Genomic DNA, 17169 nt, shown 5'->3' with positions numbered 1-17169 from the left:
CCCCATAGTTTGCACTCTGAGAGTGTCCCCATGCCAAAACCAACTATTTTACTTGCACTCGATCCTCACAGTGCCGCTTTTTGTGCAGCCATTAAACGGCAACTACAAGAATTTCCAGCCGCCGAAAGCTGTTTAATTCAAACTTATACCTTAACTTGGGATGGTCAAGCTTTTGGATTTAGTGGCGAGTTAGATCAATTTGCTGACATGAGTTTTGATCTTGCTCAAACTCATAGTAAACAAGCTTATGTCTCCAAAATTCGTACCCAGTTCAGCGACGCGACTGGCGAACTGCAAACTGCACTGATTGAATTACTGAAAACGGCTAGTCAATCAAAAGAAGCGATCGCTGCGAAACGCCAAGGAGTGAAAATCAGCAGCAACCATCGAATATATCTCATGCTGTCACTCAGCAATCAATTTGCTAGGGCAGTAGTTTTTGACATAGTGCGCTTAATTCGTTGGCTATTTTCTAAGTACTTTATAGATGTTCCTTACAGCCTAGAAGCTTTATTGCTACTGCCAGGGTTATTTACCCAAGTTACAACTGCTGATTACGGCGCTGCTTACACGCTCCTGAAAGAGTTAGATTACAAAATGACCACTGGAGTTGTAATTACAGGTGCCCAAAAAGCAGCACCTTTTGATAACTGCTGGCTGATGGACGAGCGAATTGGGGGACTAAGGGATAATTTACCTAGTTATGCTGATGCTTTGGCAGGTTTTCTCACTGTGGAACCGGAAACCAGTGGCTTATTGATTGGTGCCCAAAAAGTGCGGGGAAAAATACCCGCCTATAGTTCATTTGGTTATGGAGAACTGTTTTTCGCAGGAGAAACAACTATTAACCGTTTGAGTGCTGCCTTAGCTGCTGATATTATGATCGAGCAGTTTTTACCGAAAGCAGAATTTACTCCAGAGGCAATTCGCAAATGCCTGTTAGATGCCAAAGGATTTATACTCAGCGAAGATTTCAGTAATGCTTTTCTCGGATTAGAAAGAGACAACGGCAAACCAGTTTGGCAAGATTTTAATCCGCGCCTTGAGATGCGTGCTGGCCAGGCTCAGGAATATGGGATGGAATTACAGCGTGCTTATCGGCAATTTGAAAATAAAGAGCTACTTTCCTATAAGCGCACGCTGGAAAATTGTTGCAAACAATTACAGGCAACACTAACCGTCTTCTTAGACCGCACCATTAATCGCTATGCTGATGCTACACCTAGAGGCTTGCATGAAGCAACTAGGCTATTAAACATATTGACCTTTTTGTATTTGGAACTGCAAACGGATGCCGTAGGCGATCAATCCCAGAATCTGGTTACAGAACTGCGTGCGGCTGAAGCATTTCTCGACTCAAGATTGCAGGTAACAATTGATAAAGAAGCCACCCAAAAGCTACTCAACCAAGTTGTGTCCTTAAAATTGCGGCAGCAACAATTACAAGATATTTTAGCTGAAAGAAAATCTGAAGAACAACTGCAAGAGCTACAAACAACTCAGAAACAGTTAGAAACGGCAATTGCTGAGTACCGTCAAGCGTTAAATGCCGAAATCGAACAAGCTCGACAAATTCGCTTTACGGCGATCGCTCGTGCTCGTGAACAAGCCGAAGCTGCGATCGCTGTAGCTCAGAACCACTTAACGGCTATTGAAAATCAACTCGAAAAAGCCACAGATAACTTAGATGAACTACTAACAGAAGAAAACCGTTTTCGATCGCAGTATCTGATCGTTTATCCTACCTTGGCTACTGCTGCTTTATTAGCCTTGCTAATTCTGACCGGAATTTTCAGCCAATCAACACTATGGCTATTTTTGCAAAAGTTTTGGGCTAACTTAGTTACTTATCTGCTTTGGACTGCGGTAACAATTTTGACTTACTTAGGTATCGTTTGGCTCAAGTACAGCACTAATATTCGCGATCGGATTCAGAAGGTTCAGAAACAAATTAAACGCCTAGAAAGCACTATTAAAGCAACCGCTGTAGAATTGCGTCGCAGTTATAATGAACAATTAAAGTTAGAATACGATTTATACGCCCAAAATCTCCGTGTCGAGGCGTTAAATTATTTGATTAAAACAGCTAAACAAAGAACTGAAACCTTACGTCAAACTCTGTCCGATTTCTCTGAGATATACAATAATTTAGTTGCTCAACGCGATCGAGCTACAACAAAGTTCTCCGAAATTCGGCTTACAGTTCTCACTGATGCGGATATTGATACTTATTACCAAAGTTTCCTTTCCACATTACCAACTGAAAAGTTTACTCAACAACAGGTTAGCCGTTCTCACTCGTGGAAAATTTCTGCTGAAGAATTTCAGAACCAACTTATGCCCTTTGCTCGCCAGCAATTCGAGCAATTGGGTAATTTGTCTATTGGCGAAGTATTAAAGCAATCAGATTTAATTGCCGCTAATACAGCTAATTTGCGTTTGAATCAACTTTATGATAACGCTAATTTGTTACTGCGAATTCAAGATATTGACACTAACTTAAACCCAACCTCTCAACGGGAGATTACCCTCTGGGTGGGAGCAAAAGATAAAGAACAAATTTTTGCATTTTACAGTCGATTTAGTCGTACTTTAACCGCTTTGGTAGCTGAAGATGAGCAGCGATTGTGTATTTTGACTCGTTCGTTGGGTTTTCCGGCTTATTTTCTTAGTCAAATTGAGTATTATCGAGACTGCTACGAACGGACTCAGAGCGAACAAATCGAGCCAGACGAAAACATTCCCGATTTAATCCCAGAAGAAATTGGTTCTGGTAGAGAATTAAAACTAGCTTATCAAACCCTACTGTTAGCGATCGCTCTTGGGCTACTATCCCAGCATTCTCAAGGCGATTATCAATTTAAGAGTCGGTCACTTGGTAAAGACCGAGAACAAATTGCCTTAGCTTTAGCAACTGAGTTTACCCTTCAGGAACTCTATGGAGACTTAGAAAAACGCCTTGAAACATTTGAACGTGATTTTATCTACCATAAACTACAGGAATTCGGAACATCGGCCTCATATTTAAATCTTTACGAACGTAAGCTTTTGGATCGTCTACTTTCAGACTATAACCCTCTGAATTAGGCATTCAATCACCTTTTTTACTTCTCTGGAAACTTAATATACGACCTAACCCAACCCCTAAACGGCTTCCAGTAAAAAAATATCCCATCTCTGCGGGACGCTCCGCGAACGTAGGGGTGCAAGACCTTGTGCCTCCAGTCAGATATTAAGTCATAGACTCAATGAATGCATTCCCAGTTCTGACTGGGAACAAGAAAAGTCTTATCAAGCTAGGTTTTTAGGACTTGTGTGTACACTGTAGCTTTTTAAGAGGCACTAAGGACGATCTTTAGACTATGCACCTTAACCAAACCATATTGCTACCAATTTTGACTTCGACAATTGGTACAGGCGATCGTCGCTTGATTTTCCAGTGACTTGCTTGCCATTAAAGGATGCTCTGGCATCAACATCACTTATGTAAACTTCTGCCTATCTAAATCCTTACGTAAATACCAATAAAAAAACTCTCCTTTTTACTCAAACTTTACAACGATATAATCGATGCACGGCTAGTATAAGTATGTAAGGAATTACCGAATGTACAGAAAATATAAGTAAATTACTGATATGGTTATTACTTAGTTTTAATGTATAAACGGTAAAAAAGTATTCGTTTTTATATAGAAGGTTTCTTCTGCATAAGACAAAACCAGCTTGAGAATTTCCCAAGTTGTTCATCCTACTTGCCTATATTTTACTCCTGCTCATTAGTAAGGAGTCAGTAAGTATGGCAAATTTACAACACTATCATCATAAAAAGAAAAATGGAAACTTGTATGAAAAAGTACATCAAATTTGTCAATCGTTTTTTTGCACTAGCTACTCCAGCGATCGCTACTTCGATATTGGCTACCTTACCGAGCCAAGCTGCTACCTTTGCACGTTCTGAGTCAACATTCAACATCAACAACTTTAGTAGCAACACTTTAGATGTTAGGACTTTCATTGATACTGAGACTAAAGCAATTAGCACAAGTGGACGTGGCCAAGTAACTGCTGATGCTAACGCTGAGGCTAAGTTTAATATCGATACAAACAACTCTGCCTCCAATTTGTCCTTGAGCCAAGCTGAAGGTAAGGGTGATGTCTATACAGGGTCGGCGAAAAGCTTGGCTGGGATTATCGGTTATGATTTTATAGTAGACAAAGACAAAGAGTTTTCTTTTGATTTCAGTGGCTTATTTAACCTTAAAACATCCATTGATGATGCACTGACTGAACGTGCAAATGCTAGTGGAGAGTTCTTATATGAGTTATACGACAGCGAGACTCTTGAGCTTTTAGACTCTTTCAAGATTTCTGGAAATTTATCAACTATAGGTAACAATGATGCTTTTGTATTTGAACCGAGTAGTAACATAACTCTTGATTCATCTATTGATAAATCTTTTGGCGCAACAAAGGAATCTGCTTCGACTAGCTTTAAGGGTAAATATTCCCGTACTTTCGATAAGTCAACTCGTTTATTATTAATAGAATCTAAAAGTAATCAGGTGAGCGTATATACTGTCCCAGAACCCTCAACAATTCTAGGTTCGCTGTTTAGTTGCACTATGTTTGGTGCTGTCTCGATACGCAAGCGTAAAAGAGCTTCTTCGGCTGCGTTGTTGGTTAATAAGGATTTAAGGTCTGTTTAGTATGTTTGCACTGAGGAAAATTCAGGTAATGGATAGCGAAAGCAAAGTCACATTAATCCATCGTAAAAGTGAACTGGCTAAAAGACACTGATAAGTCAGACCAAAACTACTCTATTCTCTGTACTTTTGGCTAATATTGCTCTGCACAGTTTAGAAACCATAATATAGCGGTTCCTATTCAGATGCGTTACACAACTTTATATCACAAGTGTAAGGGTATGGCTTGCCATACCACTACGGGTGTAACTCACATAAACGAGAACTGCTATAAAAAGCGTCTTCCCTGAAAAATAAAAATTAAGGGGAAATGGCATTTATAGAAACCCCAAGTCATTAGGTATGCAAATGATTTTGTAATTTTGCACCCTGACAAGCAAGCATTAAAGAAATGCAAATAAATAGCTATAACAATGAATTTGTCATCTCTAAGGGATTAAAGTGCGAACTTAGTCTTTATCGATTACTCTGTATAAGCCAGTCATCTCCCAATTATTTGGTTTCGACTGAATGAATCACACTTTATAGATGTGTTTTCGTCCCTATTGATTACACAAACACACTTACAAACGTGTGTTCTAGTGGATAGTGTAATCTTGACAATTTCACTGCAACTATGAGCATTTCTGGCTTGTATATTATGGGTTTAACGCAACAATGACTTAAAAAAACTTTCCCAAAATACTCAACTCAAGTACGGAACTAATGCCAAGATACTGTAAATATCGTTTTAAGCCCAGAGTACTCTTTTTACAGTTGTCATAAAACTGAGAGATAAAAGACCATGCTCATTCTGCACTGGCAATTGCCATTGAGTTAAATTCATTAGCAAAAGAAAAGTTAGCTGCAAATACAGCAGAATGAATTAAATATTTATGCAAATCATTTTTAGCTGCATTTTTAACATTTATCTATAGCAAAATACAGCTATTTCAAATGAATTTTACAGTCAGAATTGCATTATCTACTGCTGTTATCTGGGCTAACTTTTCATAAGCTTTGAACTCAAAAACAAGCATAGTCATTGAGCAACACCGAAGTGTCGCTTTTACCTACTGTCTTATACTGCTATATGTGGTATAAGATAGAGGTATAAAAATATTCCTAACAAGCTTTTATGGACATCGCCCATAAAAGCTTCCTACAATTTGGTTATGCCAGCTTTAGGAAACTGTTGCCGATGTATTGGCAGATGCAATAGCCTTATCACCATCAGTAATAGCGCCAGCAAGAGCGCCACCAAGAGCACCTGCAACAATACCTTCAATAGTGTATTTGCCTACTTTATAACTGCTCTTGTTAGCAGTAGAATAACTACGTGCGTAAGCAGATGCAACTCCCCCTTGTACTTGACTAAGATCGGAAACTTCATCTTCACAAAAACTGAGATCGGAAATTCTTAATCGTTCCATAAAAAAGCTCTCTTTGAAAAACGAATGTATTGCTGAAAGTTTTTGAAAACTTTCAGCAATTTTTCTATCTAAAATGCACTGTAGTACACTGTGGTACTAAGGCATATTTAGCCGGCAGCAGAACTAGATGAACCGGTACTAGCAGATAGGCTGTATTTCTTGGAGACAGCAACGGTGCTAGTGGTAATGCTGGTGATAGCGATGTTTTTACCATAAGCAAATGCTTTTGAATTAGCATCTGCAAAAGCTATTCCACCTTGAACATTTTCATTTTCAAGAACGGTTTCTACATGAGAAAGATCGTTGATAATCATGATTTTACTTTCCTAAGAATTAGTAAGGTCAACTTGTTTGTTGTCGTGCCACTACAACTTGTTTTTTAGTGACATACAAAGAATAGCACTATTAGAATTCAATGAATAGTAGTTTTACGTAAATTTTATTTTAAAAAAGAAAAAACATTCTACTATCAAGTTATTTACAGTATTTAATATTTATAAATGGTTTGAAAAGTACTTTGCTATGTATTATCAAGCTATTTTCAACCTCTAGTATTTAGAGATTGTTTTAAAAGTATTTTGATATGACTTTAGGGTTTTTAATCCCCCTAAACTCCAGGGCTGTTTCATTCGATCTATTAAGGATGGGGAAGTTAGTAATCGAAAAATTACTATCTCAAAGAGTCAATTTCAGTGCGTTAGCGAAACCTTGCTGGAGGCATCACCATTTTCTGGTGCAATCAGATTTTTTATTCACCTGATTTGTTTGCTTGAAACGCTTGTAAATCAGCACCTTTTAGGCAATGAAACAGCCTTGCCCTAACCCGTCAGGGGTGTTTCATGGCCTTCATTGGTATCAGTCAACTTAAGCTAACTAAAATTCCTTTAAAATCTCATTGCCTATCGGAGACTGGAAATGCTGCCTCCCATTAGGCATTCCCAGTCTCCGATAGAAAGCGAGATAATAAAAGCTTTAACCTTAAGTTGACACCAATGCAAGTCCTTGCGCCTCTACAAATCTAGAAATAATTTGGGATAATTTATTTTTGCAAGTCCCTAAAAGAGCAGGATAGTAAGATTCAAAGCCTCTCTTGTTTTAGCAGAGATGTTGCAAATAGGTCTAAGGATAGATTGACAATATATTTGTTCGTTGAATATATCCTGCCTTCGTAGCAAACTGGTTATAATTATCTTCCATCTCCTTCGGAAATGAAATTCTCATTTACACAGTATTTATATGGGACGTGTTCGTTCTAAATCTGACCTACCTACAAAAATCTGTCCGGTATGTCAACGTCCTTTCACATGGCGTAAAAAGTGGCAAGATTGCTGGGACGATGTGAAATATTGCTCAGAACGTTGTCGTCGTCGCCGTTCTGAAGCTCAAAATGAAACCAACCGCAATACAGACGCAAATAGCGCAAGAGATTAATGGAGTTACAGGTGCAACCTAAATTAATTATTCATGGAGGGGCTGGTAGTTCTCTCCACGGTAAAGGCGGATTAGAGGCGGTGCGCCGATCGCTGCATACAGTAATAGAAGAAGTTTATTCTCTACTATTGTCAGGAGCAACTGCCTCAGAGGCTGTGGTGCAGGGTTGCCAAATGCTCGAAGACAACCCCCGCTTTAATGCTGGTACTGGTTCAGTATTGCAATCTGATGGACAAATTCGTATGAGTGCTTCCCTGATGGATGGTGCATCAGGGCGGTTTAGTGGTGTGATTAATATCTCGCGGGTGAAAAATCCTATTGATTTAGCGCAATTTTTACAAAGCTCGCCAGACCGAGTGCTATCAGATTTCGGATCGGCTGAGTTGGCGCGGGAAATGCAAATTCCCAGCTATAACGCTTTAACTGATTTGCGGTTACAAGAGTGGATACAAGAGCGTCAGGATAATTTTAAAAGCATAATGGCTGGCGTGGTAGCAGAACCCGAACTGCTAGAAACCAGCAATGCCGGACGCGGTACCATCGGTGTAGTAGCTTTAGATGCATCTGGTAAGCTAGCTGCTGGCACTTCTACTGGTGGTAAGGGATTTGAGCGGATTGGCAGGGTAAGTGATTCGGCGATGCCAGCAGGTAATTATGCTACTAGTAATGCTGGTGTTAGCTGTACTGGCATTGGCGAAGATATCATCGATGAGTGTTTAGCTGCACGGATTGTAGTGCGTGTCACTGATGGGATGTCACTGAAGGAGGCCATGCAGCGATCCTTTGGGGAAGCGCACGAGAACAAACGCGATTTGGGAGCGATCGCCTTAGATGCTAGTGGAGCGATCGCTTGGGGAAAAACTAGTGAAATCTTACTCGCTGCCTACCACGACGGCGAAAAAATTGGTGATACTTTGGAATGGACTGGCAACGAACTGATCGGCTATTGTTGAATCAGTTTCAGGGCTTCGGCTAAAGTTTCTTGCTGGTCAACCATTGCAGCTAATTCTTCGGCTTCATAACGCCCCTCAAAAGCTTCTAGCGCCGCTCTTTTCAGTGCCACTTGATATCCTTGTTCCAGAATATCGAGTAATTCTGCTTGATTCAAGTAAAAGCCACCGGATTTGCGGCGCTTGTTTATTTTGTTGATTTCACGCACTGTATTTTCTATTGAAACATCCCAAGAGCGAGTAGAACGTTTTTCGGACTTTTGTTTAATTAAATGGATGAGCAGAATCACACCATAACTATCAATTTTATTGATTTTGTCACTGAGGCTCATTTCTTCTAACTCATCCACCAACAGCAGCGCCTCATGGATTTTGCCTTGTTCTAGAAATTGCCTAAGTTCTAGCAGTTCTTCCATGTTATATGTTGAGATTTTGGCTTTACCACTAATCTAGCTAGATTAGACAACTCGCAAAAATCCTGGTTTATGCTCTCAAACCACAAATCAACCGCGATTAACACCGATGAATTATTTATGTTGATCTGTGGTTTTATTGTCAACACTTTTCCTACGCCAAGCTGGTTTCACCACCTGACGACTACGGGCAATTACCAGAGAATCATCAGGCACATCTTCTGTAATAGTGGAACCAGCAGCAATATAGACATCATCTCCCAAGGTGAGTGGAGCCACTAAAACGCTATTGGAACCCGTTTTTGTCCGATCGCCTATTTTTGTACGGTGTTTTTTCACGCCGTCATAATTGGCAGTAATTGTACCGGCACCAATATTCACCTGATTGCCAACAACGCTATCACCTATATACGACAAATGTTTAGCATTTGTGCGATCGCCTAACTGCGTATTTTTCAATTCCACAAAATTCCCCACACAGCAACCAGCACCCACTTCTACCTGACCGCGCAAATGAGCATAAGGGCCAATTCGGCTTCCCGCCTGCACAGTGCTATCTGTCACCACTGAATACTGCACCGTGACATTTTCAGCCAACTGGCTATTTTCAATTAAACTTCCCGGCCCAATGTGACTTCCTGTTTGAATCACTGTATTTCCCCGCAGGTGAGTTTGGGGTTCAATAATTACATCCAGCTGCAATTCCACTGTTTCATCAATGGTGATGCTTGTGGGGTCGATGAGGGTCACACCCGCCAGCATCCATTTTTCCTTGACTCGTTTTTGCAAAATTTCGTATGCTGTTGCTAGTTGCAAGCGATCGTTGATGCCGAGAATTTCTTGGTAATCTTCCACATCCACTGCCATTACTTGGCCCACCTGAGTCACGGCATCGGTAAGATAGTATTCTTTTTGGGCATTGTTTGCCTGGAGATGGGGAAGCACCTTTGCCAAATCTGGCCAGCGAAAGCAGTAAACTCCAGCGTTAATCCGCTGATTTTGTCTTTGAGCAGCCGTACAATCCTTGTGTTCGACCATTTGCTGCACAATATTTTCATCGTTACAAAAAACGCGCCCGTAGCCTGTGGGGTCAGGTAGGTGCGAGGTGAGAATAGTGGCAGAGTTTTGATTTCGGACATGAGTTTGTAACATCTGCTTAAGAGTTTCGCTGCGTATTAACGGTAAATCGCCGTTAAGTACCAGCAAATCTCCAGTGTAATTTTCCAAGTGAGGAAGTAATTGCTGGATAGCATGACCTGTCCCCAATTGCACAGTCTGTTCAACAAACTCCAAACTGGGAATTGAATGCATGGCGGCTTGCACTTCCTCGGATTGATATCCCACAATCACGATTCGCCGTGAGGGCGAAAGTGGTTCTACACATTCGAGAACTCTCTCTATTAGCGACCGCCCACCCAAAGAATGTAAAACCTTGGGTAAGCGTGATTTCATCCGTGTGCCGCGTCCTGCCGCTAGAATTGCTACAACTACCATAATTAGCTATCAGCTATCAGTGAATTGTGATTAATGCTGTTGGTACTTTAAAATCTCGGCTCAAATCATACCAGCTAATTATAAAAGACTGAAAATATCAAAGGAGTCAGAATTCAGGAGCCCGTATAACTTCGCTCATAAAAAGCAGAGATTATGATAATGCAAATTAGCGTTTATTACAGCAGCTACAAATCATTACTCCCTATTCCCCACTTTTCCCTTTTTGTTGACAAGAGCAAATAAACTCTGTAAATTGCTGCATTAGTTTCGGATTACGCCAACCGGAATCACTTTCTTCTTGCATCACTAAAAGGGCTTCTGCTGAAGTAAAAGCTCTTTTGTAAGGTCGTTCGCTGGTTAGGGCATCGTAAATATCAATTAACTGAAATACTTGCGCTAGGTAGGGAATATCATCCCCCTTGAGTCCATCGGGGTAGCCTGAGCCATCCCAGCGTTCGTGGTGATGACGAATAATCGGAATTACACCGCGCATACTCCGTAGTGGTTGGCAGATTTTTTCTCCAATCAAAACGTGCCGCTGCATAATTTGCCAATCTTCGGGGGTGAGTTTGCCTTTTTTTAGCAGCACAGCATCGGGAATACCTACCTTACCGATATCGTGGAGATAACCACCCCACATCAAATCTCGAATTTGATAGCGTGAGAGGTTGAGGTATTCACCAAAAACTTGTCCCAGTTTTACTAGACGTTCGCAATGGTTGCCTGTATTGGGATCGCGGCTTTCAATGGACATGGCAATAGAAAATAGTACTTGTTCAGCATGGTCTAAATCTTCGTTCAGACGCTTCTGCTGCACCAAGGACTTTACACGCGCCGCTAGTTCTACCCGATCAAAGGGTTTGGTGAGAAAATCATCTGCCCCAACTTCAATTCCCCGAATGCGCGATCGCCTGTCATTTAACGCTGTAATAAAAATTACTGGGATTAACCTAGTCTGCTCATCCTGTTTAAGCAATTGGCACACTTCAAATCCATCCATTCCTGGCATCATTACATCCAGCAAAATCAAATCTGGTTGTTTTTGAGTTACCAATCCAACAACAATAGAACCACTGTCCGCCTCAATTACTTCGTATCCTTCCATCCCCAAGAGGGCAACAGCAGTCATCCGACTGGCGGCATGATCATCAACTACTAAAATCTTCGGCGGATCTAAATCAAACCCATTCACTTTAGAACCTTTGGCTTGTAGTGTTTTAGAGACCAATGAATCATCACCACAATTAACATCAGATTTTATCCAAGAAGACATTGCTTGCCTATCTTCAAGCATAAGATATCCTTGAGATAAGCCTAAAGAATAACCCTCCGCATTTTGCGATTCCACGGCATGATTTGAACCGATACTCTTCATTGTGCTAATGGGGTTTGCCCCATTAACAATTTTTTCTGTAAAGCCTGTATGGTTGGATTTCCATTGAATCACAAAGGCACTCCAAGTTTTTGCACAAGTTAGTTAACAGTGTCAGATTTTAAAAACAAATTTAAGATTTGACTGTATCTGAGTCAGAGTTTCGATATGGATTATTATGCATGATGTCAAGCTGCCGCTCGGAATTTTTCGCAGCATGTATGTTTTATGTTACGAACAAGGTGGATCTTGTTGTCAAATTTTTTGCTTCTAATTCCAGTATGATAAATTCTCACAAATGTTAAATCAGGTTTTTTACGGAGATTTTTTCGCCTTGTGGCGTCAGAAAGCGTTATAATTAACTCCTTTATATTGAGATATCGGATTTTGAGTTTCAAGTTTTTATAGTAATCACTTAGATATAAATGTTTTTACCCGAGTTATAGCAATACTCCAGTACTGTTAAACAATATGTAATATTGTATACTAACATATAGATAAGCTATTCGGCTCGTAAAAACTCGTTGAATTAGGCTTGTAGTCCATAGGCGTAGCATATTGTATGATATTGCAATCAAACTACAAACTAGTTCTTATAAAATCCCTAACTTGTGTTCCCAATAGCCACCTTTTTCGCCAATGGGAAGCAGGTTCCAGGCAAGAGGTTTGTTGCTCTTGTTGTCGCCGCCTGACTATGACTTCGGTTGGATCGCTCAATTGAGGATCGCGATAGGGAATAGCAGCACGAGTTAGCAAGTGTTCTTTTTCAACTTCTGAGAGGGTAGTGAGTGGAAAGTGGTCTTTAGACTCAGCATTTTTAGAATGTGTTGCCACGGTACCAGGCGATCGCCTTCCTACGGGTGGGGTAGAAGATATCACTAAGCCAGCAGACAAAAGTGCTGTGCGTACAGCAGCAGCACAAGAATAGGTGGCTAATAAACCATCTGGATGTAAGCACAATGACATCTGTTTAATAAATTCAACAGTCCATAATTGAGGACACTGTGGTGGTGAAAAGGGATCGAGGAAAATTACATCTGCCCAGAAGCCCAACTGACGTACTAGCGTTATCGTAGTTCTAGCATCGCCAATTAGTAGTTTCGCTTTCAGGCAAGGTGTTTGTACTTGATGCTCAAAAGCTAGCTTTTTTAAAATTTCAATATAGTTACAGTTCCAATTGTCGAACAAATGATGAGCGATCGCCGCTTGTGGCACTGCTGGATTCAGTTCTAAACCGATTACTTCAACACAACAACCAGGATTCACTGCCCAAATTGTTTGCAAAGCAGCAGCTGTGTTATATCCTAGACCATAACAAACATCCAATAGTCGCAAGACTGGTTTTTGCGCTGCTATAGCCAGTTGAGTAGGTTCCACAAACTTGCAAAAACTTTCCTGCTGCGCTCCACAATGGCTGTGAAAGGATTCACCAAACTCTTGAGAGACAAAGGTGAAAGAACCATCTGCTGTTAACTTAGGTGTAAAATTTTCTAAGTTTGACATCTTAACAAAAAAACTAAATAATGACCGATACCTTTCATTAATACTGAGTAATAAATAAAACTTATTTATTCAGTATTAGGCAAAAAGGAACTGTTTTACCCAATGCTCCATGCCCCATGCCCAATCCTCAATTTATTGTTTCATCAGCTTGGCTGTTTGAACATCTGAAAGATCCGCAAGTCGTTATTGTGGATTGTCGCTTTTCTTTAGCCGATCCACAACTAGGACAACAACAGTACCAGACAAGTCATATAGAAGGATCGTATTACCTAGATTTGAATCAGGATCTTTCCAGTCCAGTGGGTAAGCATGGCGGGAGACATCCTTTACCTAACCCTAATGATATAGCTAACAAATTGGCGACGATTGGGGTAAATTACCAAAAAAGTTTAGTTGTCGTTTATGATGATTCGCGCTTTGCCTTTGCAGCTCGTCTATGGTGGCTGTTGCGCTATCTAGGACACGAGCAAGTAGCAGTACTAGATGGAGGTTTGGCTGGATGGCAAAAAGCTGGGTATTCTGTTACAGATGTTATTCCTCCTCCCCGAATGGGTACGTTTGTCGCTCAAGTACAAACAGAAAAGGTAGTAGATATTACAGAGGTAAAAAACCGGAAAGATAACCACGAGGTAGCATTGGTAGATTCAAGAGAGAGCGATCGCTACCGAGGCGAACGAGAGCCAATCGATCGAATTGCCGGACATATTTCCGGTGCAGTCAACTATCCCTGGCAAGAAGTTACAGACTCTTCCGGCTACCTACTTTCTCAAGAAGAACAACGCCGTCGGTGGGAAAAGCTAGAAACAGCCGAAGAAATATTGGTATATTGCGGTTCTGGCGTTACTGCTTGTGTGAATTTACTTTCTTTAGAATTAGCTAGTATTACTAAGGGTAAACTTTATGCTGGTAGCTGGAGTGATTGGATTTCTTATTTATAGTCATTGGGTATTGGGCATTGGGCATTGATTTTTAACAAAGGACAAATGACAAATTTCAAAACCTACCTAATTGGAAACTGTAATTAATAGTGAAGAACCAGCCATCAAAATCAATGTTTTCGGCGGTTGAACTACCTAAACTTACTCCAGCCTCCATATTCATATTAATGGTGTCGGATATTTGGTAATTTAAGTGTCCGAATAGCCGATAAAATTCGTCTTCTCGATCGCGCTGTGTAAAGTCTGATAAATTCATTTGGTAGTCAATACCAACCTGAAGAGGCTTTTGCAAGTAGTAGTTCAGAGATACCCAAAAGGAATTGATTATCCGATTACGACTTTGGGGGTCAGCAAAATTTACACTCAATTGGTAGAAGCTATCTAGGGTTAATCTTGAAGTTAAGGGATCTCGGCGTCCCAAAGACAGTTGTAGGGAATTTTCATTTAAAAAGCGATCGCCTGCTTTGAAGCTATCGAAGCGATCGCTGCTGTTGGCATAAAATAACTGTTGATTGCTCCAACTGATTTCTCCAAACATTCGTTGGGATAGCTGCTGGTAAATACTGAGATTGAATCTCACTTGGTTGTAATGATATTCTGACTGATTTATATAACGAATCAGATTGCCATCAATTGAGCCATTTACAAAAGTCTTAGATCCCAAAGGAAAATATGTAGAGGCTAGTGTCAGTCCAGAAATAATTAAACCATCTTCTATGGGACTATCATTTGAGGAAAAAATGTTACTCGTTTGGAAGTAGCCGACACGTCCTTGTAGATAGCCGATAGGTTTAATAAATTTAGGTACGGGTTGTTCTGTCGGTGGTGGTAGCTGTTGTTCTAGAGGTCGTAACCGCACCCGTAACCCTAATTCGCCGCTATTAGATTCAAACGGTTGTTTTGGCGATCGTAGGAGTTCTATCAACCTCTCTAGCCTTTGGGAATACTCTATCTCAGGTAAATTTAATAGTTGCTCTTTTGAGTCTGAAGGAGATATGGGCACATTATTTGGCTGCGATTCTAGCTGTGGCGGGTCATTTTGATTTTGAGTATCTGTAGGTTCTTCGGTTTTATCTGGGATTTGAGTAGTTTCTGGTGTTTGCTGTACCAGATTTAACGGCATCCGAGAATCTAAAGTACGTGACTCACTCGACAGCTTGCACAAAGAGTTAATTGCCTTTTGCTCCAATTTATGACATAACTGCTCATGAGTTACCTGTGTAGTTGCTAAATTATTAGGATGCCAAACATCTGTAATTGCAGATTCTGTCGCATTTACTCTAATGCAACACCAGGTTCCACCACTGAACGTTAACAAAATACAAAAAAACAAATTTTTCCAGTTCTTGAGTCGCATCTGGTTAGATCGCATTGATTGCGTTTGGCAAATGTAGACCCACAAGCTGTATCAGAAGTTCCGACTACAAAGATACAGTTGATTGCATCTATTTTCGCTTTGTAGGTATATACTGAAACTACAAACTACAATTGCTGCTTTTCGGATTTTTCCCAGATTTTTTGTAAAACTGAGAGGCTCCGATAACATTGCTGCTTAAATTTAGTGAAATACAGCCAGTGGATAATTTCACAACAAATCCTTAGCAAGTTATTGTTTCCTATAATTAATGACCCTCTGGCTGAACTGATTATAAAGGATTATATGTAATGTACTTATCATTTAATTATTTCTATCAAATACTAAATTTTAAATCTGCTATAGACTTTATTGCATACAATTTCAGTCTTGGAAGGAAAACTTAAATCAACAAAAATACATCATATAGTAATCCAATTTGATTCATGAACTTGCTTGCATAGATAAGGAACAGGTGGATACGAAAAAAGAGAATAGATGTGTACTGAGTTTTTTCAAAAATAAAAGATGAGACATTTATTTCACTTATTATCTATTTTATGCATTAAATCTAAATTAAAATTTAAAATAATTTACTTAAAAAAACTCTTACAACAATTAGCCTTAGCTTAAACTTTAATTTTTATCATATTAGTTGAAGGTCAAAATTTATCAAACTATGTTTTATAAATCGTTTCCATTATTAGTGATTGGTTTATGGGGAGTTATAGTACTGCCTCTGCCAAATCGGGTAAGCGCTATAACTCCTCTAACGCGAGCAGAGATTCAGAACCTCCGCAATATCGTACAACTGATACCCAAAGATAAATTGAAGAAACGTCCTGCACGCAAATTAGATGCAATGACTCCTGGGGACGGGTTGTCAACTGGTCGAGCTTCCCTAGCGGATTTGCGTTTTAATGATGGCTCTTTGGCACGAGTTGGAGAACAGGCGTTATTTCAATTTTTGCCGAAGACTCGTGACTTTAAACTGACAAAGGGGACTGTGTTGTTGCTCATCCCACCAGGAAAGGGGCAAACACGTATACAAACACCAAGTGCAGCAGCAGCAATTCGTGGTTCAGCATTATTTGTACGCTACGACCAACAAACAGACACCACGATTGTGGGTGCGCTGACAAATAGTGGCATTGAAGTTTCTAACAAGGAAGGTGAAACTAAGGTGCTGGAAGCAGGGCAGATGATAATTCTAATTAAAGGGGAATTTCAGAAATTATATGATTTTGATCTAAGAAATTTTTATGAAACGAGCCAGATGGTTCGGGAACTTGATTTGAACAGGCAGAGTCCTGTGCCTACACCCGATCCTGCAATCACCAGTGTTCAAGCCGAAACTGCTGCGGCTTTGGAAGCACAGCCACCGATAAAAGGCGAGGGAGTATTTGAAATGAAGCTAACTCCTAGTCCTTCAAATAGCCCAACTGAGACAACATCGAATACCTCATCTGAGACAACATCAAACACCTCATCTGAGACAACATCAAACACCTCATCTGAGACAACACCTGTAACTCCAACAAATCCAACACCTGTAACTCCAACAAATCCAACACCCGTAACCTCAACAGAACCAACACC

At 40.3% G+C, this 17169-nt stretch carries 13 protein-coding genes; 6 read left to right on the top strand and 7 right to left on the bottom strand.

Annotation, left to right across the window (positions count from 1 at the left end; all coding sequences use genetic code 11):
- Positions 1 to 30 precede the first annotated feature (30 nt).
- Both ACFE93_RS03360 and ACFE93_RS03355 read left to right on the top strand, forming a co-directional pair.
- Positions 31 to 3087 carry a hypothetical protein gene (locus tag ACFE93_RS03360; protein WP_375472018.1) on the top strand — a complete coding sequence of 1019 codons (3057 nt, stop codon included), beginning with the start codon at positions 31 to 33 and terminating at the stop codon, positions 3085 to 3087.
- 758 nt (positions 3088 to 3845) lie between these two features.
- The gene (locus ACFE93_RS03355; protein ID WP_375472017.1) at positions 3846 to 4706 is read left to right on the top strand and encodes a PEP-CTERM sorting domain-containing protein; all 861 of its coding nucleotides are present in this window, start codon (positions 3846 to 3848) and stop codon (positions 4704 to 4706) included.
- A gap of 1160 nt (positions 4707 to 5866) precedes the next feature.
- Here the strand turns inward: ACFE93_RS03355 and ACFE93_RS03350 are convergent.
- Positions 5867 to 6115, bottom strand: a complete 249-nt coding sequence (locus tag ACFE93_RS03350) for a hypothetical protein (RefSeq protein ID WP_375472016.1) — start codon at positions 6113 to 6115, stop codon at positions 5867 to 5869.
- Between the two features lie 107 nt (positions 6116 to 6222).
- The gene (locus ACFE93_RS03345) at positions 6223 to 6429 is read right to left on the bottom strand and encodes a hypothetical protein (protein WP_375472015.1); all 207 of its coding nucleotides are present in this window, start codon (positions 6427 to 6429) and stop codon (positions 6223 to 6225) included.
- A 922-nt stretch (positions 6430 to 7351) separates the two neighbouring features.
- On the opposite strand from ACFE93_RS03345, the gene ACFE93_RS03340 reads away from it, so the two are divergent.
- A complete protein-coding gene (locus tag ACFE93_RS03340; protein ID WP_094350216.1) occupies positions 7352 to 7546 on the top strand; it encodes a DUF2256 domain-containing protein in 195 nt (64 codons plus the stop codon).
- The gene (locus ACFE93_RS03335) at positions 7546 to 8499 is read left to right on the top strand and encodes an isoaspartyl peptidase/L-asparaginase (RefSeq protein WP_375472014.1); all 954 of its coding nucleotides are present in this window, start codon (positions 7546 to 7548) and stop codon (positions 8497 to 8499) included. The genes ACFE93_RS03340 and ACFE93_RS03335 overlap by 1 nt, the downstream gene beginning before the upstream one ends.
- Here the strand turns inward: ACFE93_RS03335 and ACFE93_RS03330 are convergent.
- The 4 genes from ACFE93_RS03330 to ACFE93_RS03315 form a co-directional block, all read right to left on the bottom strand.
- Positions 8490 to 8912, bottom strand: coding sequence for a DUF29 family protein (locus tag ACFE93_RS03330; protein WP_375472013.1), 423 nt, complete (start codon positions 8910 to 8912; stop codon positions 8490 to 8492). The two genes, ACFE93_RS03335 and ACFE93_RS03330, sit on opposite strands and share 10 nt — an antisense overlap.
- A 111-nt stretch (positions 8913 to 9023) precedes the next feature.
- A complete protein-coding gene (gene glmU / locus ACFE93_RS03325; protein WP_375472012.1) occupies positions 9024 to 10403 on the bottom strand; it encodes a bifunctional UDP-N-acetylglucosamine diphosphorylase/glucosamine-1-phosphate N-acetyltransferase GlmU in 1380 nt (459 codons plus the stop codon).
- A 202-nt stretch (positions 10404 to 10605) separates the two neighbouring features.
- Complete coding sequence (locus tag ACFE93_RS03320; RefSeq protein WP_375472011.1) at positions 10606 to 11850, bottom strand: HD domain-containing phosphohydrolase; 1245 nt, start codon at positions 11848 to 11850, stop codon at positions 10606 to 10608.
- Positions 11851 to 12354: 504 nt separating this feature from the next.
- Entirely contained in the window at positions 12355 to 13278 is a 924-nt protein-coding gene (locus ACFE93_RS03315; RefSeq protein WP_375472010.1) for a tRNA (5-methylaminomethyl-2-thiouridine)(34)-methyltransferase MnmD, read from the bottom strand.
- Positions 13279 to 13394: 116 nt separating this feature from the next.
- Between ACFE93_RS03315 and ACFE93_RS03310 the strand changes: the two genes are divergently transcribed.
- Complete coding sequence (locus tag ACFE93_RS03310; protein WP_375472009.1) at positions 13395 to 14216, top strand: sulfurtransferase; 822 nt, start codon at positions 13395 to 13397, stop codon at positions 14214 to 14216.
- Between the two features lie 55 nt (positions 14217 to 14271).
- Here ACFE93_RS03310 and ACFE93_RS03305 read toward each other — a convergent pair whose 3' ends face one another.
- Entirely contained in the window at positions 14272 to 15573 is a 1302-nt protein-coding gene (locus tag ACFE93_RS03305) for a hypothetical protein (protein ID WP_375472085.1), read from the bottom strand.
- 676 nt (positions 15574 to 16249) lie between these two features.
- Here ACFE93_RS03305 and ACFE93_RS03300 point away from each other — a divergent pair.
- The coding region (locus ACFE93_RS03300) for a FecR domain-containing protein (protein WP_375472008.1) at positions 16250 to 17169 on the top strand (920 nt) is incomplete at its 3' end.

Source organism: uncultured Nostoc sp., assembly GCF_964247315.1.
In the GTDB taxonomy this organism is placed as follows: domain Bacteria; phylum Cyanobacteriota; class Cyanobacteriia; order Cyanobacteriales; family Nostocaceae; genus Nostoc.
The sequence above is the reverse complement of the archived record's forward strand: the minus strand, read 5'-3'. Positions and strand labels throughout refer to the sequence as shown.